The organism is Mesorhizobium sp. M7A.F.Ce.TU.012.03.2.1 (genome assembly GCF_004006095.1).
Taxonomy (GTDB): domain Bacteria; phylum Pseudomonadota; class Alphaproteobacteria; order Rhizobiales; family Rhizobiaceae; genus Mesorhizobium.
In genome coordinates, this window is the sequence record NZ_CP034779.1 from 6018271 (window position 1) to 6042139 (window position 23869).

24 protein-coding genes are annotated in these 23869 nt (G+C 63.6%); 8 read left to right on the forward strand and 16 right to left on the reverse strand.

The window, feature by feature from the left end:
- Window positions 1–30: 30 nt before the first annotated feature.
- The 9 genes from EJ079_RS29955 to EJ079_RS29995 form a co-directional block, all read right to left on the reverse strand.
- Window positions 31–498: a cytochrome c-type biogenesis protein gene (locus EJ079_RS29955; protein ID WP_127810921.1), complete on the reverse strand. Its 468-nt coding sequence runs from the start codon at window positions 496–498 to the stop codon at window positions 31–33.
- Window positions 495–2486 (reverse strand): heme lyase CcmF/NrfE family subunit, encoded by a 1992-nt coding sequence (locus EJ079_RS29960; protein WP_127810922.1) that lies wholly within the window; start codon window positions 2484–2486, stop codon window positions 495–497. The genes EJ079_RS29955 and EJ079_RS29960 overlap by 4 nt, the downstream gene beginning before the upstream one ends.
- A 32-nt stretch (window positions 2487–2518) precedes the next feature.
- Window positions 2519–2962 carry a cytochrome c maturation protein CcmE gene (ccmE, locus tag EJ079_RS29965; protein ID WP_127321624.1) on the reverse strand — a complete coding sequence of 148 codons (444 nt, stop codon included), beginning with the start codon at window positions 2960–2962 and terminating at the stop codon, window positions 2519–2521.
- 8 nt (window positions 2963–2970) lie between these two features.
- Window positions 2971–4107 carry a c-type cytochrome biogenesis protein CcmI gene (gene ccmI, locus EJ079_RS29970; protein WP_127396031.1) on the reverse strand — a complete coding sequence of 379 codons (1137 nt, stop codon included), beginning with the start codon at window positions 4105–4107 and terminating at the stop codon, window positions 2971–2973.
- 93 nt (window positions 4108–4200) lie between these two features.
- The gene (locus tag EJ079_RS29975; RefSeq protein WP_127269161.1) at window positions 4201–4638 is read right to left on the reverse strand and encodes a hypothetical protein; all 438 of its coding nucleotides are present in this window, start codon (window positions 4636–4638) and stop codon (window positions 4201–4203) included.
- Window positions 4639–4823: 185 nt separating this feature from the next.
- Complete coding sequence (locus EJ079_RS29980; RefSeq protein WP_127269160.1) at window positions 4824–6257, reverse strand: ATP-binding protein; 1434 nt, start codon at window positions 6255–6257, stop codon at window positions 4824–4826.
- The gene (locus tag EJ079_RS29985) at window positions 6241–6906 is read right to left on the reverse strand and encodes a response regulator transcription factor (protein ID WP_023812809.1); all 666 of its coding nucleotides are present in this window, start codon (window positions 6904–6906) and stop codon (window positions 6241–6243) included. The genes EJ079_RS29980 and EJ079_RS29985 overlap by 17 nt, the downstream gene beginning before the upstream one ends.
- Window positions 6907–7042: 136 nt before the next feature.
- Complete coding sequence (locus EJ079_RS29990) at window positions 7043–7345, reverse strand: hypothetical protein (protein WP_127810923.1); 303 nt, start codon at window positions 7343–7345, stop codon at window positions 7043–7045.
- Window positions 7346–7520: 175 nt separating this feature from the next.
- Entirely contained in the window at window positions 7521–7928 is a 408-nt protein-coding gene (locus EJ079_RS29995; protein ID WP_127810924.1) for a DUF3168 domain-containing protein, read from the reverse strand.
- Between the two features lie 268 nt (window positions 7929–8196).
- Here EJ079_RS29995 and EJ079_RS30000 point away from each other — a divergent pair, with 268 nt between their 5' ends.
- Window positions 8197–8985 (forward strand): fumarylacetoacetate hydrolase family protein, encoded by a 789-nt coding sequence (locus EJ079_RS30000; RefSeq protein WP_127810925.1) that lies wholly within the window; start codon window positions 8197–8199, stop codon window positions 8983–8985.
- Here the strand turns inward: EJ079_RS30000 and EJ079_RS30005 are convergent.
- The 5 genes from EJ079_RS30005 to EJ079_RS30025 form a co-directional block, all read right to left on the reverse strand.
- Entirely contained in the window at window positions 8982–9785 is an 804-nt protein-coding gene (locus EJ079_RS30005) for an ABC transporter permease (RefSeq protein WP_127267595.1), read from the reverse strand. The two genes, EJ079_RS30000 and EJ079_RS30005, sit on opposite strands and share 4 nt — an antisense overlap.
- The gene (locus EJ079_RS30010; protein ID WP_127267594.1) at window positions 9785–10618 is read right to left on the reverse strand and encodes an ABC transporter permease; all 834 of its coding nucleotides are present in this window, start codon (window positions 10616–10618) and stop codon (window positions 9785–9787) included. The genes EJ079_RS30005 and EJ079_RS30010 overlap by 1 nt, the downstream gene beginning before the upstream one ends.
- Window positions 10619–10643: 25 nt before the next feature.
- On the reverse strand, window positions 10644–11759 hold the full coding sequence (locus EJ079_RS30015) for an ABC transporter substrate-binding protein (protein WP_127810926.1): 1116 nt from the start codon (window positions 11757–11759) through the stop codon (window positions 10644–10646).
- 67 nt (window positions 11760–11826) lie between these two features.
- Complete coding sequence (locus EJ079_RS30020) at window positions 11827–12921, reverse strand: ABC transporter ATP-binding protein (RefSeq protein WP_127810927.1); 1095 nt, start codon at window positions 12919–12921, stop codon at window positions 11827–11829.
- A gap of 119 nt (window positions 12922–13040) precedes the next feature.
- A complete protein-coding gene (locus EJ079_RS30025; protein ID WP_013532647.1) occupies window positions 13041–13937 on the reverse strand; it encodes a LysR substrate-binding domain-containing protein in 897 nt (298 codons plus the stop codon).
- 84 nt (window positions 13938–14021) lie between these two features.
- Between EJ079_RS30025 and EJ079_RS30030 the strand changes: the two genes are divergently transcribed.
- From EJ079_RS30030 to EJ079_RS30055, 6 genes are all read left to right on the forward strand, one after another.
- On the forward strand, window positions 14022–15650 hold the full coding sequence (locus tag EJ079_RS30030) for an amidohydrolase (RefSeq protein WP_127810928.1): 1629 nt from the start codon (window positions 14022–14024) through the stop codon (window positions 15648–15650).
- A complete protein-coding gene (locus EJ079_RS30035; protein WP_127267591.1) occupies window positions 15637–16569 on the forward strand; it encodes a dimethylarginine dimethylaminohydrolase family protein in 933 nt (310 codons plus the stop codon). The genes EJ079_RS30030 and EJ079_RS30035 overlap by 14 nt, the downstream gene beginning before the upstream one ends.
- Before the next feature lie 239 nt (window positions 16570–16808).
- Entirely contained in the window at window positions 16809–18248 is a 1440-nt protein-coding gene (locus tag EJ079_RS30040; RefSeq protein WP_127810929.1) for an FAD-binding oxidoreductase, read from the forward strand.
- 230 nt (window positions 18249–18478) lie between these two features.
- On the forward strand, window positions 18479–20632 hold the full coding sequence (locus EJ079_RS30045) for a penicillin-binding protein 1A (RefSeq protein WP_127810930.1): 2154 nt from the start codon (window positions 18479–18481) through the stop codon (window positions 20630–20632).
- Between the two features lie 205 nt (window positions 20633–20837).
- A complete protein-coding gene (locus EJ079_RS30050) occupies window positions 20838–21422 on the forward strand; it encodes a DUF1214 domain-containing protein (protein ID WP_127321659.1) in 585 nt (194 codons plus the stop codon).
- Window positions 21415–21984 carry a DUF1254 domain-containing protein gene (locus tag EJ079_RS30055; protein ID WP_127271883.1) on the forward strand — a complete coding sequence of 190 codons (570 nt, stop codon included), beginning with the start codon at window positions 21415–21417 and terminating at the stop codon, window positions 21982–21984. The genes EJ079_RS30050 and EJ079_RS30055 overlap by 8 nt, the downstream gene beginning before the upstream one ends.
- Window positions 21985–22124: 140 nt before the next feature.
- Here the strand turns inward: EJ079_RS30055 and EJ079_RS30060 are convergent, their stop codons facing one another.
- Window positions 22125–22313, reverse strand: coding sequence for a hypothetical protein (locus EJ079_RS30060; RefSeq protein WP_127272037.1), 189 nt, complete (start codon window positions 22311–22313; stop codon window positions 22125–22127).
- A gap of 188 nt (window positions 22314–22501) precedes the next feature.
- Between EJ079_RS30060 and EJ079_RS30065 the strand changes: the two genes are divergently transcribed.
- Complete coding sequence (locus EJ079_RS30065) at window positions 22502–23539, forward strand: hypothetical protein (protein ID WP_127810931.1); 1038 nt, start codon at window positions 22502–22504, stop codon at window positions 23537–23539.
- Here the strand turns inward: EJ079_RS30065 and EJ079_RS30070 are convergent.
- Complete coding sequence (locus EJ079_RS30070) at window positions 23517–23864, reverse strand: DUF1491 family protein (protein ID WP_127810932.1); 348 nt, start codon at window positions 23862–23864, stop codon at window positions 23517–23519. The two genes, EJ079_RS30065 and EJ079_RS30070, sit on opposite strands and share 23 nt — an antisense overlap.
- Window positions 23865–23869: the final 5 nt, after the last annotated feature.

Genomic DNA, 23869 nt, shown 5'->3' on the forward strand with positions numbered 1-23869 from the left:
TTTGGTAATGTTTGGGAGTGACGGCGGACGTCAGTCGCGGCGCAATATGGCGTCCAGCGCCGCCTGTTCCTCAGTGGTCAACGCATTGGTCGCCAGCACGCGGCGCGACCGCGCGGTCAGCACGATGAAAACACCTCCAACCAGCAACAGCAGGACGGGCGTGCCCCATAGCAACGCATTGCGCAGGTCGAAACGCGGCTTCAGCAGCACGAACTCGCCATAGCGCGAAACCACGTAGTCCATGACCTGCTGGTCGGTGTCGCCGGCGACGAGGCGCTGACGCACAAGGACGCGCAGGTCGCGGGCAAGGTCGGCATCGGATTCGTCGATCGACTGGTTCTGGCAGACCATGCAGCGCAAGCCTTCCGACAGCGCCCGCGCCCGCGCCTCCAGCGTCGGATCAGGCAGCACCTCGTCAGGCCTCACCGCCGAGGCCGTGCCGGCAAAGAACAGCGCCAGCAGCAGGACAATGGAGGTCAGAAAAAGCCGCGCGTTCATGGCAGGGTCGCGGATGGCACCGCGCTCGCCTGCTTGCGCCGCCGCGACGGCGCGCCGACGCGCAGGCGCCGGTCCATCAGTGACATCGCCGCGCCCGCCATCATCATCAGGCCGCCGCCCCAGATCAACGTCACCAGCGGCTTCCACCACAAACGCACGACGACAGAACCGTCATTGCCCTCGTCGCCGAGCGAGATGTAGAGCTGCGAGAAACCAATCGTCCTGATGCCCGATTCCGTCGTCGTCATCTGCCGCACCGGATAAAACCGTTTGGCGGAGCTGATTTCGCCAACAGGGCTGCCGCTGACGCCGATCAGCTCGAAGCGGCCGAGATCCTCGCTGTAATTCGGTCCTTGGGCCGGATAAAGCCCGACGAAACGCAGCGTATGGCCGGACAGTTCGACGGTCTCACCGGCATGCATCGACAGGATCTTCTCGGTGCCGAAGCAAAGTGTGCCGACGATGCCGAGCGTGGTCAGGCCGAGGCCAAGGTGAGCGAAGGCAGTGCCGAAGACCGAGCGCGGCAGGCCGAGCAAGCGCCTGACCATGATCCCCGCTGCGACATTGCCGACCCCCGATTTGACGGCGAGATCGGTGAGCGCGCCAAGGATCAGCCAGACGGCAAGGCCAACGCCCAGGGCTGCGAACACCGAGGCGCCGTCGATGAACAAAGCGGTGACCAGCGTCGCCAGCAGCGCCGCTGCAAAGGCCACCATAAGGCGCTGCGCGACGGCGAAGACATCGCCGCGCTTCCAAGCCAGCAACGGCCCGAACGGAACCACGAGCAGCAGCGGCGCCATCAGCGGTCCGAAGGTGAGATTGAAGAACGGCGCGCCGACCGAGATCTTGTCGGCTGAAAAGGCTTCGACGGCGAGCGGATAGAGTGTGCCGACGAGGACGGTCGCCGTCGCCGTCGTCAGGAACAGATTGTTGAGGACCAGCGCCCCTTCTCGGGAAATCGGCTGGAACAGGCCGCCGGTCGTCAGCCGGGAAGCGCGCAGCGCAAACAGCGCCAGCGAGCCGCCGATAAACAGCGTCAGTATGCACAGGATAAACACGCCGCGCGTCGGATCGGTGGCAAAGGCGTGCACCGAGGTCAGCACGCCTGAACGCACGAGGAAGGTGCCGAGCAGCGACAGCGAAAAGGTCAGGATGGCGAGCAGCAGCGTCCAGATCTTCAGCGCCGAGCGCTTCTCCATGACGATGGCCGAATGCAGCAGCGCTGTGCCCGCCAGCCACGGCATGAAGGAGGCGTTCTCGACCGGATCCCAGAACCAGAAACCGCCCCAGCCAAGTTCATAGTAGGCCCAGTACGATCCCATGGCGATGCCGCCGGTCAGGAACATCCAGGCGACCAGCGTCCACGGCCGCACCCAGCGCGCCCAGGACGCGTCGATGCGGCCTTCGATGAGAGCGGCGACCGAGAAGGAAAAACAGATCGAGAAGCCGACATAGCCGAGATAGAGGAACGGCGGGTGTATGGCGAGGCCGAGATCCTGCAGGATCGGGTTGAGATCGCGGCCTTCGATCGGCGCCGGATTGAGCCGGATGAACGGATTGGACGTCGCCAGGATGAACAGGAAGAAGGCGGCGCCGATGGCGCCTTGCACCGCAAGCACATTGGCGCGCAGCGTCGCCGGCAGGTTGGAGCCGAAAGCGGCGACGAGCGCGCCGAAGAAGGTCAGGATCAACACCCAAAGCAGCATCGAGCCTTCATGATTGCCCCAGGTTCCGGTGATCTTGTAGATCAACGGCTGCAAGGAATGTGAGTTTTCCCACACGCTTGCCACCGAGAAATCGGAGCTTGCATAGGCACTCGCCAACGCTGCGAAAGACAGCGCCGTCAGGGCAAAGCCGGTCACCGCGACCGGACCGCCGACGGCCATGAGGCGCTGGTTGTTCAGGCGCGCGCCAAACAGCGGCACCACCGTCTGCACCAGCGAAAGCGCAAACGCCAGGACGAGGGCGAAATGTCCGGTTTCAACCATGCCCGTGATCCATTGTCGCTCTCCTGCCGGAGCTATTCACTCTTGTTCTCCTGCCAGACGCCCTTGGCCTTGAGGCCGTCCGCAACCTCCTTGGGCATGTAGCGCTCATCATGCTTGGCCAGCACGCTATCGGCAACAAAAACCCCGTCCGGGCCGAAAGTACCCTCGGTGATGACGCCCTGCTCTTCGCGGAAAAGGTCGGGCAGGATGCCGGTGTAGGTGACCTTGACCGATTTGTGCGTGTCGGTCACCGAAAAGCCGACCGTGGCCCCCTGCCCGCGCTGGATCGTGCCTTTTTCGACCAATCCACCCAACCGGATGCGCTGGCCAGGCTGGACACTGGCGGTGGTGAGATCGGCCGGCATGTAGAAAAAGGAGGCCTTCTGGCCAAGCGCGTAAAAAGTCAGCCCGGTCGCGGCACCCAGGAAGACCAGCCCGCCCGCGATCACCGACAATCGTTTCTGCTTGCGCGTCATGTCTTGTTCTACTCCGTCGCCGCAAGGCCAAGCGAAGCGGCAAAGGCGGTGAATTTCTTCGCCTGCTCACTGTCGGCTCCAAAGACGGCGATGGCGCGACCGAGCGCCTCACGCGCCTGATCGGCTTTGCCGAGCACGACATAGGAACGAACGAGCCGCATCCATCCTTCCGGATCACGCGGATTTTGCCGCAGTTTGTCGTCGAGGCCGGCGACCATCGTGTTGATCATGGTCTCCCGATCCTGCGGCGACATCGAGGATGCGGCGTCGAAATCGCCGGCATCGGGACCGTTGGTGGCGCCGGAAGCGACGTCGGAGCCTCCGGATTTGGCGAGCGCCTGCTCGACGGCACCGCGCCATGGCGAGTCCGGCGGCAATCTGCCCAGCATCGCCTGCCATGCCGTGGTCGCTTCCTTGGCGCGCCCCTCCTGCGCCAACGCCATGGCCAGGTAGAAACTCGCCTTCGCGTTGGCCGGATCGAGCTTCAGGGCTGCCTCGAAAGCATCCTGGGCATCGGCCGAGACAATGCCGCCTGCCGCGCTGGCGATCGCCTCGCCGAGACCGGCCTGGCGAACGGCGCTGTCGCCATCGAGCCGAATGGCGTTGCGATAGGCTCCCGCCGCGTCGGAAAAGCGCTGCATGCGCAGATAGACCGGTGCCAGCACGTCCCAGCCCCTGCCGTCAGTGGGATTGGCGGCCAGATGGGCTTCGGCCCGCGCCACCAGCTCGTCGACCGAACTGTCGGCGGGATTCTTGGCCAACCGCTCGCTGAGCGGTTGCGACGGCAGGTCAGGAGAGCCAAGCTGGACATAGAGCCCCCAACTGACCAGCGGCACCGCCAGCACGGCTACGGTTGCCACCAGCCTTGCCGTGATCGACGCTCGGCCAGGGTTTGCGCCGCCGGCGGTACCCGCATTGTCAAGGCGAAGGATGCGGCGAGCGATCTCGGCGCGGGCCTCGGCGGCTTCGGCCGGCTGGATCAAGCCACGCGCGGCGTCGCGGTCAAGCTCGGACAATTGGTCCCGATAGACTTCGAGATCATGTTCGCCGCTCGACGACCCGCCCTTGGCGCTGGCGGCCAGCGGCAGCAGCACCGCCAGGCTTGCACCCAGCGTGAGAATGGCGGCTATGACCCAGAACAGCATGGTTCTTCCAATACCGGCAGAGCTCTGCCGTGCCAACAGATGCATGCTGCGACGCTTTGACGACGCCAGCCGCCAATCGTCGGCAGACGGTCGTCAGGTCAGCGGCGTCCAGCTGCCATCGGCGTTGCGGCAAGCGGTTCCACGCGCCGTGACCCCGGCGCCGGCGGAAAACACCGTCTGCGTGTACTGGCGGCAGTCCTGCGAACCGACGCGGTACGGCTGGGCCGGAACCACCTCGCCGTAGCGCGAAGCCTGAGCGCCTTTCCACGTCACCTTCTGGCCGCTGGTCGTATATTCCAGCGCCTTGTATTCAGCCTCGAGCGCGCTGCGCTTCTCGGTCTCGCTGAGGCCGTTGCCGATCGTCCCGCTGATGAGGCCGCCGCCCATCGCCGAAATGATCGTCGTGGTCACCTTGCCGCTTGAAGGAGGTGTCGAGGCCGGTGTCACTGCTATGGCTGGACCCTTGCCGCTCAAGGTGGTGCAGCCGGAAACGGCCAGCAATGCGGAAACGAGAGCGACGCGAATCTTCATGCCAACAACCGATTTTCTTGAGTGGGAGCCTGCCATGGATGCGCCGGGGGCCGCGTCATCGGAGAAGTTGGCGTGGCCATAGTATTGATATTTGTCGGAAATTTGGCCGTTGGCAGCTGCGAGACCAATCGACATGCCGCCAATAACATCTCCCGTCCCTCTATGTCGATTGGCCCTGGTGAACATCACTGAAGGCTCCGCAATCGCACCACCGCCTTCAATCCGCCCATACCGGACCGTTCGAGCGCCAGAACGCCTCCATACTCGTTGACGAGGTCTGCGACAATGGCCAGCCCCAGACCTGTTCCGGGCTTTGTCTCGTCCAGACGCCGTCCTCGCTTCAGCGCCTCGCGCGCCTTGTCCTCGGGAATGCCCGGACCGTCATCCTCTATGCTGATCTCGAACAGGCCGGCCGGGTCGTCCTTGCCGGTCAAGGGCACGACCGAAACCTGCACCGCGCTCTTTGCCCATTTCATCGCGTTTTCAAGGAGATTGCCCAGCAATTCCTCAAGATCCTCGCGCTCGCCGGCGAAGACGATTTCGGCCGCCGGCAGCGACAGCGACAGATTTGTCTGCGGATTGAGCTTCTGCAGAACCCGCACCATGCGCTGCACCAGCGGCGTCACCGGCGTGCGGTAGACGACGCTGTCGCGCTGTGCCGCGACGCGGGCGCGCTGGAGATAGTGTTCGACCTGCTTCTGCATGGAAGCGGCCTGTTCGGCGATCAGCTGCCCCTTGGCGCCGCCGAGCGCGCGGCCCTCGTTGAGCAATACCGCCAGCGGCGTCTTCAGCGAATGGGCGAGATTGCCGACCTGTGTTCGCGACCGCTCGACGATGCGCCTGTTGTTTTCGATCAACGCGTTGGTTTCGTTGGCAAGCGGTTCGATCTCGGCCGGGAAGCGGCCGTCGAGCCTCTGCGCGGTGCCCTCGCGCACCATGGCGAGCGCGTTCCTGACCCGGCGCAGCGGCTGCAGGCCGAGCAGGATGGCGATCGCGTTGATGGCGATCATGCCGACGCCGAACAGGCTGAGATAGGTCAGCAGGCGGCGCTGGAAGGTAGCGATTTCCTGTTCGAGTTCGCTCTGGTTGCCCATGACGCGGAAACGCGCGGCCCGGTTCTTGGCGTCGAGAACGAATTCGCTCTCGAAAACTTCGAGTTGCTCGCCGTCGATGCCTTCAGCTGCGTAGCTGCGCTGAAAGCTGGCATTGAACGGCACCTCGGCAACGCTCGGTGATGGGATCGTCGTGGTCATCGACGACGAGTGGAGATCGCCATGCACACCCTCCGAAGCGGGCTCGACCGACCAGTACCAGCCCGAATTCGGCTCCGAGAACCGAAGGTCGCCGAGGTCTGGCGCGCCAGTCAGCGCTCCGCTGTCGGAGATGCCGATCGAACCGATCAGGTTGAACAGATGCGCCGAAAGCAGGCTGTCGAAGCCGCGCTCGCTGGCCTGGCGGTAGAGCGTGGTGATCAAGGTGAAGATGACAACGAGCGTCACGATCGCCCAGACCGTGGAAAAGGCGATAACGCGGAACGTCAGCGAACGCGGCCACAAACGCAGCGAAAGCGGCGTCCTTGCGGTTGGTTTGAGCGGTTCCGAGTTACGCCTCCGGCTCACGCATGCGGTAGCCCATGCCGCGCACGGTTTCGATCATGTCGATGCCCATCTTCTTGCGCAGCCGCCCGACAAACACCTCGATGGTGTTGGAATCGCGGTCGAAATCCTGATCGTAGAGATGCTCGACCAGTTCGGTCCGCGAGACCACTTCGCCCATATGGTGCATCAGATAGGCGAGCAGGCGGAATTCGTGCGACGTCAGTTTCAGCGGCACGCCGTCGACATCGGCCTTGGAGGCCTTGGTGTCGAGACGCAGCGGCCCGCAGGTCAGTTCGGACGAGGCATGGCCGGCTGCTCGCCGGATCAGGGCTCGTAACCTCGCCAGCACCTCCTCGATGTGGAACGGCTTGGTGACGTAGTCATCGGCGCCGGCATCGATGCCGGAGACCTTGTCGCTCCAGCGGTCGCGCGCCGTCAGGATCAGCACCGGCATCTTGCGGCCGCCGCGCCGCCAGCGCTCGACCACACTTATGCCGTCCATCTGCGGCAGGCCGATATCGAGCACGACCGCGTCATAGGGCTCTGTGTCGCCAAGGAAATGGCCTTCCTCGCCGTCGAAGGCGCGGTCGACGACATAGCCGGCATCGACCAGCGCATCCGATATCTGCCGATTGAGATCCTTGTCATCTTCGACGACGAGTACACGCATGCGGAGTTCGATACCTGTTGAAGAGCTTTGTCAGATTGAAGGGCTTGGTCAGATGAAGAGCTTTGTCAGATTGAAGACTGGGGCAGATATAGGCCGATTCCGGCGGCCTGGGAAACGTAGCCTAAGGTTGATTGGGTCAGTTCAGCGGAACGACGATCTCGGAACGGCGCGGACGTTGTCCGTCCTTGCCTGGAACGAGCACCACGATGACACAGACAGGCTGACCGCCGCGCGTCGATTGCGAGGCCTTGGCCAGCGTTCCGCCATTCTGCTCGGCCACCTGCTGGCCGATGGCGTAGCAATCGGACGCAGCCAGTACGATCGGGCTGGCCAGGTCGGGCGGCGCGATGACCGGTATCGCCATCGCCTGCGACGCGAACAGCCCGGCAGCACAAAGCGCCAGTGTCGCGGTTCGGAGGGGGGAGCGAAGCATTTTCATGACCGGCGTTGTAACGCATCGGTGCTGAACGTGAAATGAACGGTGAACGCCGCTGAAAACATCCTCGCCACACCCCTGCAACGCGAGACAATCAATCTGGAATTTCACCGCCTCGAACAGGTGAAATCCCGCGAAAGTCCAGTCTAGACTCGGTTTTGACCATATTGAAAGCGCATCAGGCATTTTCCTGCGTTATCGCGCGAAAACGCAGCAGCCCGTGATGCACGAGCAGATCCTCGTCATGGCGGGCTTCGGCAAATTCCAGCGACAGTCGTGTCTGGCCGCGAGAGCCAATCGCCAATGCTGCGTCGGCAAGGCGCGCCTGGATGGCGGCCATGATGGCTAGCGTTTCGGCGTCGCCATGGGCTTTCGACCAGACATGCAGCGTAATCAACTGATCATCAGTGTTCTCGGTGCTCGTATCCCAGTCGAAAGCAGAGGTCTGGCCGCAGGTCACGTACGGAAAAGCGGCATTGTCGGTTGGCCGTTCGAGCAGTCCGGCGCCGCCCAGCAAGGCCGACAGCGATGCATCGCTTTTCAGCCTGAGAAACAGTGCCTGCTGTAAATCGTCTGGCGCGGTCATCGTCTTTTCCTCCAGTTCCTGCGCTGCCGATTATTGCTTTTCGGAAGCTGTCCGCGTTCTGCGTGTTCTGACAGATATAGCCATTCGACGCGCGGAGGCGATGGCGATTCGTCATCGGAATGATGGATGCCGATGATCTCGAAAGGGCGACTTTGCCAACACCATCGTCCGCGGGCACCGCGCCGCGAACATGGACTCTCGATTCCTGGTTACATATTCTCGCTACAGGGTCGCATGACGATCCACGAAGCAATTTCGGAAGCTGATGATGCTCGATGCAGAAAAGACCAGGGCTGCCTCGCGGTTGTTGGTAGGCCACTGGGACCAGGGCACCCGTCTCGGCGCCATACCTGAGGCGTTGCGCCCACAAACACGGCTCGAAGGTTACGCCATCCAATCGCATGTCCTGGATCGCTCGGCGGCCTCGCTTTTCGGCTGGAAGATTGCCGCGACCAGTGTGGCCGGACAAAGGCACATCAATGTCGACGGCCCGATGGCCGGACGTCTCCTGGCCGAAAAAGCGGTGGAGGTCGGCGGGACCGTTTCGCTGGCGACGAGCAAGATGCGCGTGGCCGAGATCGAGTTCGCTTTCCGCTTCGGCCGCGAGTTGCCGCCTCGTCCTGCGCCCTATGAAATCGCCGAAGTGATGAAAGCCGTGGCGACCTTGCACCCGGCGATCGAAATTCCGGACTCACGCTATGACGATTTCTGCGCCGTCGGGGCGCCGCAGCTCATTGCGGACAATGCCTGCGCCAATCTGTTTGTCATCGGCGAGGCGGCGGAAGACGACTGGCGCGGCGTGGATCTTGCAAAACACCCCGTGGTCGCGTCCGTTTCCGAAAGGTCGCAACATAGCGGATCGGGAGCGGCCGTGTTGGGCGACCCTCGCGTCGCGCTCACCTGGCTCGTCAACGAGCTGTCGGGCCTGGGCATAGCGCTCCAACCGGGACAGGTGGTGATTACAGGCACCTGCGTGACGCCGATAAGCGTCGAGGCAGGCGACGAAGTCACCGGCGATCTCGGCCGGTTTGGCCGCGTCTCGGTGCGGTTTGTCTAGGCTCCGCGCTGCCTGGCCACGAAACTGCGCACCGCCAGCACCAGCACGGTGATGATGATCAGGATCACCGAGAGCGCGGCGATCGCCGGGTCGATGTTGTCGCGCAGGCCCATCCACATCAGCCTCGGCAGGGTGATGGCGTTGACCGAGGTGATGAACAGGGTGACGCCGATTTCTTCCCACGACAGCACGAAGGAGAGCAGTGCCGCGGTGATGATGCCGAACTTGATGTTGGGCATGATGATGCGGGTGGCGCGCTCCCACACAGTGGCCCCTAAGCCCCGCGCGGCAAGGTCGATGCGCCGGTCGAGCTGGCTGAGCGAGACCAGCATCAGCACGGTGGCGAAGGGCACCGTCATCACCGAATGCGCCATGGCGACGCCGAGCCATGTGTCATAGCCGAAGAACGTGCTGAAGCCCGAGATCGAGGTCAGCAGGAAGTAGAGCGTGATCGCCGAGACCACCGGCGGCACCACCATCGGCAGCAGCACGAAGCCGACCAGGGCCGCGGTGAAGCGGGGCTGGAACATCCAGACGCCGAGGCTGAAGCACAGCGCGAGCACGGTTGAAAAGGCGCTGCTGACGACACCGATGCGGATCGAGAGCAGGATCGATTGGAGCCAGCGCGGGTCCTCGACCAGCGCCCGGTAGTGGCGCAGCGACAGTTCGCCCGACGGCATCGCCAGCATGCGGCTCGGCGTCAGCGACACCGGGATGACGGCGAGCAGCGGCATCAGCAGGAACAGCGCCACGAGGGCGGCGATGATCAGCGAGACGGGACCGGGGCGGTAGGTCGGCATCAGATCAACTGCTTCGGTCTGACGTATCGGAACAAAAGCGCCATCAGCGCGCCGACGAACAGCACCAACACGACGCTGATCGCCGCCCCCAGGCCCCAGTCCGGGCTCTGGAAGATCCTGAGATAGATCAGCTCGGCGATCATGACGCTGCGGCCGCCACCGAGGATCGCCGGCGTGACGAAGAAGCCGAGCGAGAAGACGAACACGATCATCGCCGCGCCGATGATGCCGGAGCGCGTCATCGGCACGAACACTGTCCAGAAGGTGCGCATGCGGCTGGAGCCGAGCCCGCGCGCGGCCAGGAGCACGCGGTCGTCGAGGCTGCGCATAGCCGATGCCAGCGGGAAGACGGCGAAAGGAATGAGGAAATGCGTCATGCCGACGATGACGCCGAATTCGTTGCGCACCAGCGCCAACGGTTCGGAAATGAAGCCGATCGCCTGCAGCCAGCTGTTGATCAGGCCGCGATTGGAGAGCAGCGCCACCCAACCGAAGGCACGGGTCAGCACGGAAATCCAGAAGGGAACGAGAATGCAGAACTCGGCGACCAGGCGCTGTGCCGGGGTTCCACGCACCCAGACGACGGTGATGGCGTAGGCAGCGGCCACCGAAACCACGGTGACGACCGCCGCGATGCGCAGCGTGCGGATGAACACCGACTGCACGAGATCGTCGGTAAGCAGCGCCTCATACTGGCCGAGGCCGGGCGTCGGCAGCGTGAAGCTCCATTTGACGACGCCGAGGAACGGCCAGGCATAGGCCAGGACAAGAAACAGGAGCAGCGGCGCCATCAACAGCGCCGCGCCCATCCTGTCGGAGAGATAGGATCTCATGTCGACCCGATTACCCCTGCCCTGATCAGGCCGAGATGATCTTGGTGTATTCGTCGAGCGCCGGCCCGTAGTTCTTGGCGTACCAGTCCATGTCGAGCGCGATCTGCTTCTTCATGTTCTCGGGATCGACCGGGTTGATGCGCTTCTTGTCGGCAGGGATCAGCGCGTCTGCCGCCGGGTTTGCAGGACCTTGGCCGAGCTTGTCGAACATGACCAGCTGCTTTTCAGGGTCCTGGGCACTGGCGATGAACTTCATCGCAGCGTCCTTGCCGCCGGGATTGCCCTTGAGCACGGCGAGCGCACCGGGCGAGATCAGGCCCTGGTCCCAGATGAACTTGATCTTGCCGCCGCTATCCTGCTCGATCAGTGAAGCGCGGGTCGACCAGACGATTGCCATCGAGGCCTCGCCATTGAGCAGCACGCTCTGACTTTCGGCGCCGCCACCCCAATAGGCAACGACGTTTTCCTTGAAGGCGGCGATCTTGTCATGGGCGCGCTTGAGATCGAGCGGGTAGAGCGACGCAGGCGCGATACCGTCGGCGAGCAGCGCCGCTTCCCAGCTCGACACGCCCCATTTGTAGAGCGAGCGCTTGCCGGGGAATTTCTTCACATCGAAGAAATCGGCCATGCCGGTCGGCGCGTCCTTGCCGTACTTCTCGGAATCATAGGCGATGACATAGGAGAAGAAATAGGTCGAGGCGGCGTATTCCCAACCAAAGCCGGGCCGCATCTTCTTCTTGTCGACGATGTTGTAATCGATCGGCTCGAGAGCCCCTTGGGCGCCGAGCGTGATGGCTGAGAACGGGTCTACGTCGACGAGATCCCAAGTCGGCGCGCCGCTCTTGAATTGCGCGGCGATGGCACCTTCGGTCGGACCCGAACCGTCCATCTTGACGGTGATGCCGGTGTCCTTGGTGAAGGCCTGGCCATAGGCGGCATCGTAGGCGGTGATGGCATCGCCACCCCAGTTGACCAGCACAAGTTCCTTGGCCTGCGCAAAGGCACCTGTCGAGCGCAGCAGCATCGGCGTGCCGGCCAGCACGAGTGCCGCCAGCTGCGTGAACTGCCGGCGCGAAATCTCGCCGCGACCTGCCCTGGCGGACAGGTTCTCGATGGCTTGTTTTTTGGTGTCATGTGTCATGTCAGTTCCCCTTTTTTGTTGTTGATAGTGCCGGAATCGGTGCTGCGATATCTCGCCACACCGTTCGTCATTGCCCTCCATGCGGAAGGAGGAAACCCTTTTCCGCCGGCCAGGTGAGCCAGACGGAGTTGCCCTTGCTCAAGGCCGCGGCAGCCACCTCGTTGGGCACCGAGACCGTGACCTTGGCGCCTTGCCGCGTCGTCAGGTCGAGCCGCGTTGCAGCACCCAGATAGGTGGAGTTGGTGGCGGTAGCGGCGATGCCATTCTCACCATCTGCCGCCTCGCCCGATATCGACATGTATTCCGGCCGGATCGCCAGGATTGCATCGCCTTGTACCAGCTCGGCCTTGCAGCCCATGCTGATCGTGCGGTCCTCGCACAGGCCCGTCGAGCCATTGCCGGCGGGCCTGACCCCCTTCAGCGGCAGCATGTTGATCTCGCCGAGGAACTCGGCGACGAAGCGGTTGTCCGGCCGGTCGTAGACCTCGTCGGGCGGTCCAACCTGCAGCAATTTGCCGTGATTGAAGATGGCGACGCGCGACGACAGCGCCAGTGCCTCGCTCTGGTCGTGGGTGACGAAGACGAAGGTGGTCCCGGTCTCCTGGTGCAGCCGCTTCATCTCGGCCTGCATCTGTCCGCGCAGGCCCTTGTCGAGCGCGGAAAACGGTTCGTCGAGCAACAGCACGCCCGGTTCGAACACCAGCGCGCGGGCCAGCGCCACACGCTGCTGCTGACCGCCTGACAATTGCGCCGGCAGTTTTTTCTCGTGGCCCTTGAGGCCGACGCGCTCGATCATCTCGCCGACACGGCGCTTGATGTCGGCGGCCGATTTCTTGCGCACCTTGAGTGGGAAGGCGATGTTGGCTTCGACGCTCATATGCGGGAACAGCGCGTAGCCCTGGAACACCATGCCGGCGGCACGTTGCTCGGCCGGCCGGTCGGTGATGTCGACGCCGTCGCTGAACAGCTTGCCTTCGGTCGGCTGCACGAAGCCGGCAAGGATCATCAGGAAGGTGGTCTTGCCCGAACCGGACGGCCCGAGCAGGGTCAGGAACTCGCCACGGCCGATATCGAGCGACAGATTGTCCAGCGCACGGAACGAGCCGAAGCTCTTGCCGATCCCGATTGCCTTGATCTCTGCGGCACGGCCGGGTTGCTGCATACTGCCCTTTCCCTAACGCTTGTCGAAATCGTAGGCAGGGTGCCGGCTCACCGCAACCGAATAGTTTTCGCGTGATCGGCAAATTTCATTCATCTATGGCGAGATGTCGCCAACTGCCCTCAATACGGCAGAATGCGGTTCTCCTGGAGTTTCGACCGCAGCCATCCTGCGAACGCTTCCAGAACCGGATGCGAAGCCTTGGCGTGTTCGGAGACCAGGAAATAGGAGCGCGGCGACTTGATCGCGATGTCGAACGGCCTGACCAGCCGGCCCTCGCTCAGCGCCCGCCGGCTGGTCAGTTCGTCGCCCATGGCGATGCCCTGGCCGGCAATCGCCGCCGAAAAGACGAGGTTCATGTCCGAAAAGAAGATGCCGCCCTCAATGTCGGGGTTTTCCACCTTGGACAGCGCCAGCCAGCGTGCCCAATCCTCGGTGTCATCGAGATGCAGCAGGTTGGCGCGCAGCACGTCCGACGGCCGGGAAAAACCGCCGACCTTGTTGAGCAGCGTCGGGCTGCAGAGCGGCGTGAACGAGATTTCGCAGAGCGGCTCGACCGCCCGGTTCGGCCAATTGCCGACACCAAACGCAATGAAGGCATCGGCATCGGCATTGCTGACATCGTCGAGCCGGCGCGGCGTCAGGATGCGCAGCGCCACGTCAGGATACATCTGCCGGAACTCGCCGATATGGGTGCACAAGAACAGCGAGGCGAAGCCGGGCGTGCAACTGACGGCGAACGAGCCGCCGACTCCGGTGCCGGCATCGCGCGTCACCGCGTCGCCCAGAACGGTGAGCGCCTTGCGCACATCGCTGGCGTAGCGCTGGCCGCGCGGCGTCAGCGCCACGCCCTTGCCGATGCGTTCGAGCAGGTCGAAGCCGAGGTCGCGCTCCAGCAGGCGAAGCTGATGGCTAACAGCGCTGCGGGTCAGGTGCAACTCGTCGGCGGCGCGCCAGACGCTGCCGTGCCGGGCGAAGCTGTCGAGCGCACGCAGCGCTTGTGTCGATGGTATACGCAAGGAACCTCAGGTGAACCGAATTTGCACGAACCGGGAAAACATATCACTTTTTAGCGACCCGCTTCACTGCTTTCTTCTCATGCCATGGAGAAACCGGTGGCCACCTCGGCGCAAGCAACCGCCCTTGCCTGTCTCGACGGCATCCAGCCGTTGTTGTCCGCGTGGACACGCACCATCTTCGATTACGGCGAGACCGCGTGGCGGGAGTATCAATCAGCCGCCTGGTATGTCGAGCGGCTGAAACTCGAAGGCTTTTCCGTCGAAGAAGGCTCCGCCGGCATGCCGACCGCCTTCTGCGCGCATTGGACCAACGGCCCCGGCCCGACCATCGGCATGTACGCCGAATACGACGCGGTGCCCGGCAATTGCCAGGATGCCGCTACGGTCGAGCGTCCGCGCCGGGGACTTGGCAACCAGGCCGGCGGCCACACCGACCCGCATTCCGGCCTCGGGATTTCGAGCCTCGGCGGGCTGCTGGCGACCAAGGCGGCGATGCAGCGCCATGGCATATCAGGCACGCTGCGCTTCACCGGCGAGCCGGCGGAAAAGGTGCGCGGGTCAAAGCCGATCCATGCCGCCAAGGGCTATTATGACGGCCTTGCCGGCATGATCTCCTTTCACCCGTTCTACATGCTGCCGCTCTGCAACACGGCGCGCTGGGACACACATTGCGGCGCGGCCTACGCGATGATCTATCGCTTCATCTGCGACCAACCGGAGCGCTGGGCGCTGGCTGCGGGTGCTGCACCCATTCCGCAAGCACATTCGGCGGCGCGCGCCCCCGGCGCCAACGACGCATTGATGATGATGTACATGGCCTCCAAGGCTCTGCGCGATTCCATGCTGCCGCACCAGGGCGGCTGGTCGATCAGCGAGGCGATCCTGACGGCGGGGCAAGCGACCGCCGACAATTTGCCGGCGGGACTGGCCGAGATCCAGTACATGATCCGCGTGCCGACGCTTGCCATGGCCGAGCAGGTCACCGCGGTGCTCGACCGCAATGCCGAGGCCGCTGCCAGCATGAGCGGCTGCCGCCATGAGCGGCATTGGGTGTCGAAGTCACGACCGGGACTTGCCAACCACGCCATGGCCGAGATCGCCTATGAAGCACTGTCGACGGCTGGGCCGCCGCGCTGGGACGAAGACGCCAAAGCAGTTGCCCGCGAAATACAGGTCAATGCCGGGCGCATGGCGAGCGACGAGCCGTTGATCGAAGAACTCGAGCGCTTGATCGAGCCGCAGGCGGCGGAAGCGATCCTGCGCCGCGATCTGCCGCCCTCGCAAGTCAATTCGACCTCCGACGATTACACCGACATGAGCTGGCATACGCCGACAGCGCGGTTCTATGTCGCCCGCCCGGCGCTGCGTTCGGAGACCGGCTACCCCTATCCGGCATGGGTGATGAATGCGCTGGGCGGCATTTCGGCGACGATCGACCCGATGGTCATCTGCGCGTCCAAGACGGTCGCGCTGGCGGCGCTCCGCCTGCTGGAAGACCAGACCGCCCGCGATGCGGCGATGAATGAATTCGTCGCCCGCACCGGCGGCGGAATCGGCGGTTCGAACTGGATCGCGCCGCTTTGCGACTACGACCCGCCGATCGGGTTTCGATGGCCAGAATATGTCACCACCCCGCGTGGACGCGACTGGTGGATACCGAGCAATCAGACACCCCAAGCCACCTCACGAGGAGCATCCCATGACCGTTCATGACCGCATTGTGGCCGAGCCGTTTTCGCTGCAGCGCCGCAACCCCGCCGGCGGCACCAAGCCGCTGACCGCCTGGGGTTTTGCCAACGAGACCGACGTGCTGACCGACGTCCTGCTTGGCTCACCCAATTTCCTGCGCCATCTGTCGACCAGTTCGCTGTCGCGAAAGCACCTGCGCGAGGCGCCCTGCAACGTCCAGATCGCCCAGGCCCAGCACAAGGACCTGGTCGCCGCCTACGAGCATTTCGGCGTCAACATCCACTGGCACGAGCCGACGCCTGAGCTGCCGATGCAGGTCTATTCCCGCGATTCCAGCGTCATGACGCCCTACGGCGCCTTCATCACCGCCATGGCCAACTGGTGGCGGCGCGGCGAGAACTATGCCGCGATCCGCACCTATGAAAAGCTCGGCATCCCGATCTACGACATGGTCACGGCAGGCACGTTCGAGGGCGGCGACTTCAACGTCATCGAGGACGGCGTCGTGCTGATCGGCTGCGGCGGCGCGCGTACGCAGGAAGAAGGCGCCCGCCAGGTGCAGGCATGGTTCGACAAGGAAGGTTGGGAAACCCGCATCGCCTTCATCGACGAGTATTATGTTCATATCGACCTGATGGTGGTGCCGATCGCCGAGAAACTGACCGCTGTCTGCCTCGCCTGCACCGAACCCGGCATTGTCGACTGGTTGAAGGGCAAGGGCCACGAGATCATCGACGTGCCGTTCCAGGATACGATGGCGCTGGGCTGCAACTTCATGTCGCTGGGCAGGGACCGGGTGATCGCGCCGACCTCCAGCCAGGCGCTGATCGGTCAGCTCAAGGCGCGCGGCTTCGAGGTCGCGGCCGTCGACATGAGCGAGATCTCGAAGACCGGCGGCGGCATCCACTGCATGGCGCAGGCGCTGAAGCGCGAACCGGCCTGAGGAGTGGGATAGCGCTACGCTGCTTCGCTCACATTCGCATCAGCATGATCGGCATCCTGGCGGCCGAGGGTGCAAGGTCGCGCGCGCAAAACGGCTGAGATCGCCGGCTGGCGGCACCATGTGCCCCGCTGGCGAGTCGCAACGCTGGCCGACGCGAAACTTGCGCGATAGCTAATATAAGCGCACAGTAAAAACGTCTTTTGGGAGAGGACAGCTCATCTGCAAATCGGGAGGAAACCATGAACACCATGAGCCTCACCACGCTTGAACGCGGAAAAACGACAATCGACGCCGCAGCCCTGGAAGCGTTTTCGGCACAATTGCGCGGCAAAATGCTGAGCGAAGGCGATGCCGCGTACGACGAAGCACGGACCGTCTGGAATGCCACGGTCGACCGGCTGCCCGGGCTGATCGTGTGCTGCGTCGGCGCTTCCGATGTCATCAGTGCCGTGAATTTCGCCAGGGAGAACAGGCTTCTCGTCTCCGTGCGCGGCGGCGGCCACAACATTGCCGGAAGTGCGGTCTGCGATGGTGGCCTGATGATTGATCTGTCATTGATGAAGTCGGTGCGGGTCGATGTCGCTGCGCGGCGGGCATGGGTCGGGCCTGGCGCGACGCTTGCCGATGTCGACAAGGAAACGCAGGCCTTCGGGCTGGTGGTGCCGACCGGAATCAACTCGACCACCGGCATATCCGGCCTGACGCTGGGTGGCGGCTTCGGCTGGATCACCCGCAAATTCGGCCTGACCATCGACAATCTTGCCTCCGCCGATGTGGTCACCGCCGACGGCAAATTGCTCCGGGCCAGCAAGACTGAAAATCCCGATTTATTCTGGGCGCTGCGCGGCGGCGGCGGCAATTTCGGCGTCGTCACGGCATTCGAGTTCCATCTCCATGAGTTTGGACCGCAAGTGCTGGCAGGGCTTGTCGTCCATCCCTTCGCCGATGCCGAAAAGGTGCTGCGGGAGTATCGCAAGGCGCTCGAAACCGCTCCTGACGAGTTGACCTGCTGGGTAGTCATGCGGCAGGCGCCGCCGCTGCCCTTCCTGCCCGCGGAATGGCATGGCAAGGAGGTTCTGGTTCTGGCCATGTGCTATTGCGGCGACATCGAGGCAGGCGAAAAGGCGACGCAAAAACTTCGAGCCATCGGCACGCCGATTGCCGATGTCGTGGGCCCCAGCCCGTTCACCGGCTGGCAGCAGGCATTCGACCCACTGCTCACGCCCGGCGCCCGCAACTACTGGAAGAGCCATGACTTCACCGAGTTTTCCGAGGAGGCGGCTGCGGTCGTCAGGGGGGCAATAGCCAAGCTGCCGGGGCCCGAATGCGAGATATTTATCGGCCATGTCGGCGGCGCGGCAGGTCGCGTCAAGGCGGATGCAACGGCGTTCCCACAGCGCAGTTCACATTTCGTCATGAACGTTCACGCCCGCTGGCGCGAACCGACGATGGACAAGGCTTGCACCGACTGGGCTCGTTCAATCTACGAGGCGGCCAAACCTTATGCCGCCGGCACCGCCTATGTGAACTTCATGCCGGAGGACGAGGTCGACCGGGTCGAAGCGGCCTATGGTGGCAATCATCGACGGCTTCTGGAAATCAAGCAGCGCTACGACCCATTGAACTTGTTCCGCATGAACCAGAATTTGCGTCCGAAAGAAAGCTTGCGAGCCGCATGAGGCGCGCCGAGCTGCAGTGATAACAAGTTCACGCCTCCGCTGGAGGCGCGGGCACATGCTGTTGGCGCCGGGCTGTATTCTCGGGCCGGCCCATCAGCAACAAACCCGCCACTGTGTCTTCACCGCCCTTGTGACCGCTGGAAAAATGGAGGAATAGTCTCCCGGAATGCATCGCCCTGAAATTGCCGGTTTGCGGTTCTCAGGTCGTGCAATTGCTAGCCGGATTCCGAATGGCCAGTCCCGAACCGCGCAAAAGAAGAGGTCCGATCGCCGCCCGGCTGCTGGCGCTCGATGCGTGGATCGATTCCTCGCTCTACGAGATCGGCTTCAAGGCGCGCCAGTTCTGGGAATTGGCGACGATCTTCTCGCGGCGCTTCCGCGTCAACGGCTGGCGCCGTGGCATCATCGAACTGTTGAGCGAAGGTTTCACGCTCGGCGCCGTCGGCATCGTGGTGATGCTGGCGCTGGCCATTCCGGCTTTCCAGGACACGGCTGGCGACTGGCGCGCCCAGGGCGACTTCGCCGTCACCTTCCTTGACCGCTATGGCAACGAGATCGGCCAGCGCGGCATCATCCAGCGCGATTCCGTGCCGGTCGACGAGATGCCCGATCACGTCATCAAGGCGGTGCTTGCCACCGAGGACCGTCGCTTCTTCGACCACTACGGCATCGATGTGCTCGGCCTTTCGCGCGCGATCTTCGAGAATGTGCGGGCGAACTCCGTCGTCCAGGGCGGCTCGAGCATCACCCAGCAGTTGGCCAAGAACCTGTTCCTCACCAATGAGCGCACGCTGGAGCGCAAGATCAAGGAAGCCTTCCTGTCGCTGTGGCTCGAGGCCAATCTGTCGAAGAAGGAGATCCTGCAGCTCTATCTCGACCGCGCCTATATGGGCGGCGGCACGTTCGGCATCGAGGCTGCCGCCGACTTCTATTTCGGCAAGAGCGTCAAGGACCTGAACCTGGCCGAGGCGGCGATGCTGGCCGGCCTGTTCAAGGCGCCGACCAAATATGCGCCGCACATCAACCTGCCGGCGGCGCGCGCGCGCGCCAATGTGGTGCTGTCCAACCTTGTCGATGCCGGCTTCATGACCGAAGGCCAGGTCCTGCAGGCCAGGCTGCATCCGGCCGATGTCGTCGACCGCGGCGAACAGAAAAGCCCTGACTATTACCTCGACTGGGCATTCGACGAGGTCAAGAAGATCGCCAAACCTGGCCAGCACTCGCTTCTCGCCCACACCACCTTCGATGCCAACATCCAGAAGGCGGCGGAAGAATCGGTGGAGTTCCACCTGCGCCAGTTCGGCAAGGAGTACAACGTCACCGAAGGTGCCGTCGTCGTCATCGAGACCAACGGCGCCGTGCGCGCCATCGTCGGCGGCCGCGACTATGGTGCCAGCCAGTTCAACCGCGCCACCAAGGCGCTGCGCCAGACCGGCTCGTCATTCAAGCCCTATGTCTACGCAACCGCGATGGAACACGGCTTCACCCCCAACTCCATCATTTCCGGCGGCCCGATCAGCTGGGGCAGCTGGTCGCCGCACAATTACAACGGCGGATCGGCCGGCAACGTCACGTTGATCATGGCAATGGCCAAGTCGATCAACACCGTGCCGGTGCGGCTGGCCAAGGATCATCTCGGCATCGGCCCGATCAAGGCCATGGCCGAGGCGATGGGCGTGGAATCGCCGATCGAAGCACATAAGACGATGGTGCTCGGCACCTCGAGCATGACGGTGATGGACCAGGCGACGGGCTACAGCGTGTTCGCCGACAACGGCTTCGTCGGCTCCCGGCACGGCATCAGCCAACTCGTCACCCGCACCGGCGAGGTGGTCTATGATTTCGCCAAGGACGCGCCGCCGCCCCACCGGGTGCTGTCCGAGCAGGCGCTCAAATCGATGAACACCATGCTGGCGGCAGTGCCGGTGATGGGTACGGCGCGGCGAGCCCAACTTCCCAACATCGTCGTCGCCGGCAAGACAGGCACCACGCAGTCCTACCGCGACGCCTGGTTTGTCGGCTTCACCGGCAACTACACGGCGGCGGTATGGATGGGCAATGACGACTTCACGCCGACCAAGAACATGACCGGTGGCTCACTGCCGGCGATGGTGTGGCAGCGACTGATGGTCTACGCGCACCAGAACATCGACCTCAAGCCGATCCCTGGCATCGACAAGCCCTTCGTCGATGAGGAGATCGCCGCCAAGGCCGAGGAAGCACAGAAGAAGAGCGACGATCAGGCGGCGGCCGATGCAGCCGCCGAACGGCCGCCGGTGCTGTCCAGCCGCACGACCCAGACGCTGCGGGACATGACCACGCTGTTCCATTCGGCGCCCGTCCTCAGTACGCCGCAACTGCCGGAGACGCTATCGGCGCTGTGATTGGCGCCGAGACAGTTGAGGGGTGATGGCCGGATCACCGCCATTGCCAAGCTGGAACACCCCTCATCCGACCGAGCTTCGCTCGGCCACCTTCTCCCGCAAGGGGAGAAGGGAGAGCCGTCTGCAATTCTACGTCGGCCCGCTTGCCACAAGGCCCCACGCCGCGATATCCCCGAGCGGCAACTCTTCGTGTTCCCGGCCCCTCATGCTCAAAACTGCCTTCCTGACGCTGCTTTCGCTTGCCATAGCCATCGTCGGCGGTGGCGGCAGCGTCTGGTATGCGCTGAAAATCCAGGATGGCGTCGGCGCCATCAGGATCGGCCAATGGACGGCCTTTCCCGATATCGGCACACCGGCCGCCGATCCCTATTCCAAGGCCCGCGTGGCGCGCGAGGGTGTGCTTGCGCTCGGCCGCGCCGAGGGGCTGTCCTTCGTCGCCGAGCGAGACGCGGCCGGCGCCGAGCTCAAGCGCGAATGCACCTACACAATCGAGGGTGATTTTCCGACGGCACGGTTCTGGACGCTTTATGCCGCCGACCAGTCGCTCGGCGTGGTCGAAACCGGCAAACCCCGGCTGGCGGCGCTGCAATCCTACGGGGTGGTGCGCCAGCCCGACAATTCGGTGATCATTTCAGCCGGCCATCACCCGATGCCGGGCAATTGGCTGCTGACAGACGGCTTCGGCAGGATGTATTTCGTGCTGACCTTCTACGACACGCCAATCGCCAGCAGCACCGGCCTGTCGGACGTCTCGCTGCCGCATATCGTCAAGGTCGGCTGCAATGCGTAGTTTTTACGCTGCGATGCGCGGACTTCTGCATGCCGTCCTGCTCGGTCTGCTCGGCGCCGGCATCGTGCACATCGCCGTGCTGCTGCTGGTGCCCGAGTTTTCCGAACGCGATGCCTGGTCGCGGCTGTCCATGGCGTCGGATCTGTACAAGATGACGCGGCTCGATGCCGAGGCCGGTGGCGCGCCCGTGGTGAAATCCGTCGACCCGCTGTTTTACGCGACGGCCTGCCGGTTCGATCTGGGCGAAGGCATGGTCCGCGTCAAGGCACCTGGGCATGTCCCGTTCTGGTCGGTGTCGGTCTATGACCGCAGCGGCCACAACATCTATTCCTTCAACGACCACACAGCGACCGGCGGCGTTCTGGATGCCGTCGTGCTGACGCCGGCGCAGATGATCGACGTGCGCAAGGATCTTCCAGAGGATCTTCAAGGAGCGATTTTCGTCGAAGCGCCGATCGAGGAAGGCATCTTCGTCATCCGCGCCTTCGTGCCCGACAGCAGCTGGAAGCCGATCGTGTCGCGCTTCTTCGAACAGAGTTCCTGCGAGTTGCAGGACTTCTAGAGCGTGTCGCGTCTGAACGGATTCAGGCGACCCGCTTTGGATCTTTGTTTTTGTGCATGTCGTTCTCCCAAAACCGAGGTCACTTTTGGGCGACATGCACTAGACATGATCCCGGACCAAAGGTCCGTGGCCGCCGAAACTCAGTGGTGCGGGACCGGTTTTGGTCCAGGCGAACCCGGCTTGTCGGGATCGACCGGCCGCACTTCGCCGGCATGCGGCCGCTCGTAGCGGATGCCGGGAAAGATGATCACCGCTGCCGGCATTTCGGCGGTTTGCTTTACTCTGGTGTTTGGTGCCGTACGCGGCACGAAAGACAGTACCATGCCCATGGTTCGCGCATTCCTCTCGGTTTCCCCGGAGCACAACGCAACGCCTCCAAATGTCATTAAGGCCGGCAGAGGGTTAACGGAACGCTAACGGATCGTCGCTAACTTGAACTTTGTTCTTGGCACTCTCGGAACCGACACGGTCCCGGTCGAGCGTCGTCAAGGTTGTGTCGAGTACGGGCGTATCCTTCGTGTCATCTTCGGACTTCAGGCAAATCGCGGTGCGAAAAGACTCGGGAAAGGCCGAAAGGCTGTTCCGCGCCGCGGTGTCGGCATTCTGCTCGCTCACTCGCCCTTCACGCCGCGAGATCGGTCAACTCGAAGACCTGACGCTGCCGCTGTTCAATGACGTGTCCGTCGAATCTCGCCGTTACGTGGCAGCCGCCCTTTCCGAATGCGAATACGCCCCCGCCGCCCTGGTGCGCCGCCTTTGCGAGGAACCGGTCGACATTGCCGCGCCGCTGCTCATCCGCTCACGCGCCGTCAGCGACATCGATCTCATCGCGCTGATCGGGCGACATGGCCTGCCGCATGCGCGTGCCATCGCGCGCCGCAAGAGTTTGAACCCGACCATCGCTGATCTGATCAGGGCCCTCGAGAGGCCAACCCTGGTGCGCGCGCCGCAACCGGATGCGAATGCCGCCGCGGCAGACAAGATCGCGCCAGCGAGCACGGAAACCGCCTCTGACGAGCCCGCCCGGGAACAGGCACTCGGCATCGCGGCTGAGAATGCACGGCGCAGGCTGCGCTCGATGATGCGCACGGGCGACGAGGCGGCAGCGACGAACGCCGATCCTTTCAAGGGCGCCGACACCTATGTGAAATTGCGCGAGACAGCGCTGACGGGAAACGCCGCGTTCTTCCAGACCGCGCTCGCCGATGCACTCGACATCGATTTCGAGATCGCGCGATCGCTCACCGCCAACCAGAATTATGCCTCGCTGCTTGCCGCCTTGCGCTCGCTCGACCTCAGCGAAGACAGGGCCTTCCTGATCACGGTTGCCATCTATCCCGGCCAGTTCCCGCATCCGCAGGCTATCCGCACCTTCCTCGACCGTTACCGGCTGCTGCATCGTGAAGCGGCCCAGGACAAGATGCGGTCGTGGAGAGCGGAAACCCTTTCAAGGGTGGTTCGCGGCGCAGCACCTGCCAACGGCGATACACGCACCGCCTTGAACAGCGACGATGCGGCGGCTTCGTCCGGCCTCAGGGCGTCTTCACGGAAATAAGCTCCTCGACGGGCACGGTGCCGGCCTCGATCTCGACCACCCAGATGTCGGGATCGAATTTTTTCTCCCTTTCCAGCCTGGCGTCGAGCACCACGGCATCGTCGCCTGCTCCGAGCAGAGTGAAAAACCGGTCGTCGGGCTTGGCCGAATCATAGCTTGTCTGCGGCGCCGGCCCGAACAGGGCAACCTCACCCAGCCTGCCCCGCGCCAGCACGAACACAGCGCCGGCCTCGGTCGCGCCGCGCTTGACCACGGCGGCAAATCCACCGGCGCTGAAAACCCGGCGCAACAGGGCCGAGACCCACAGATCCGATGTGACGCGCATGAGAG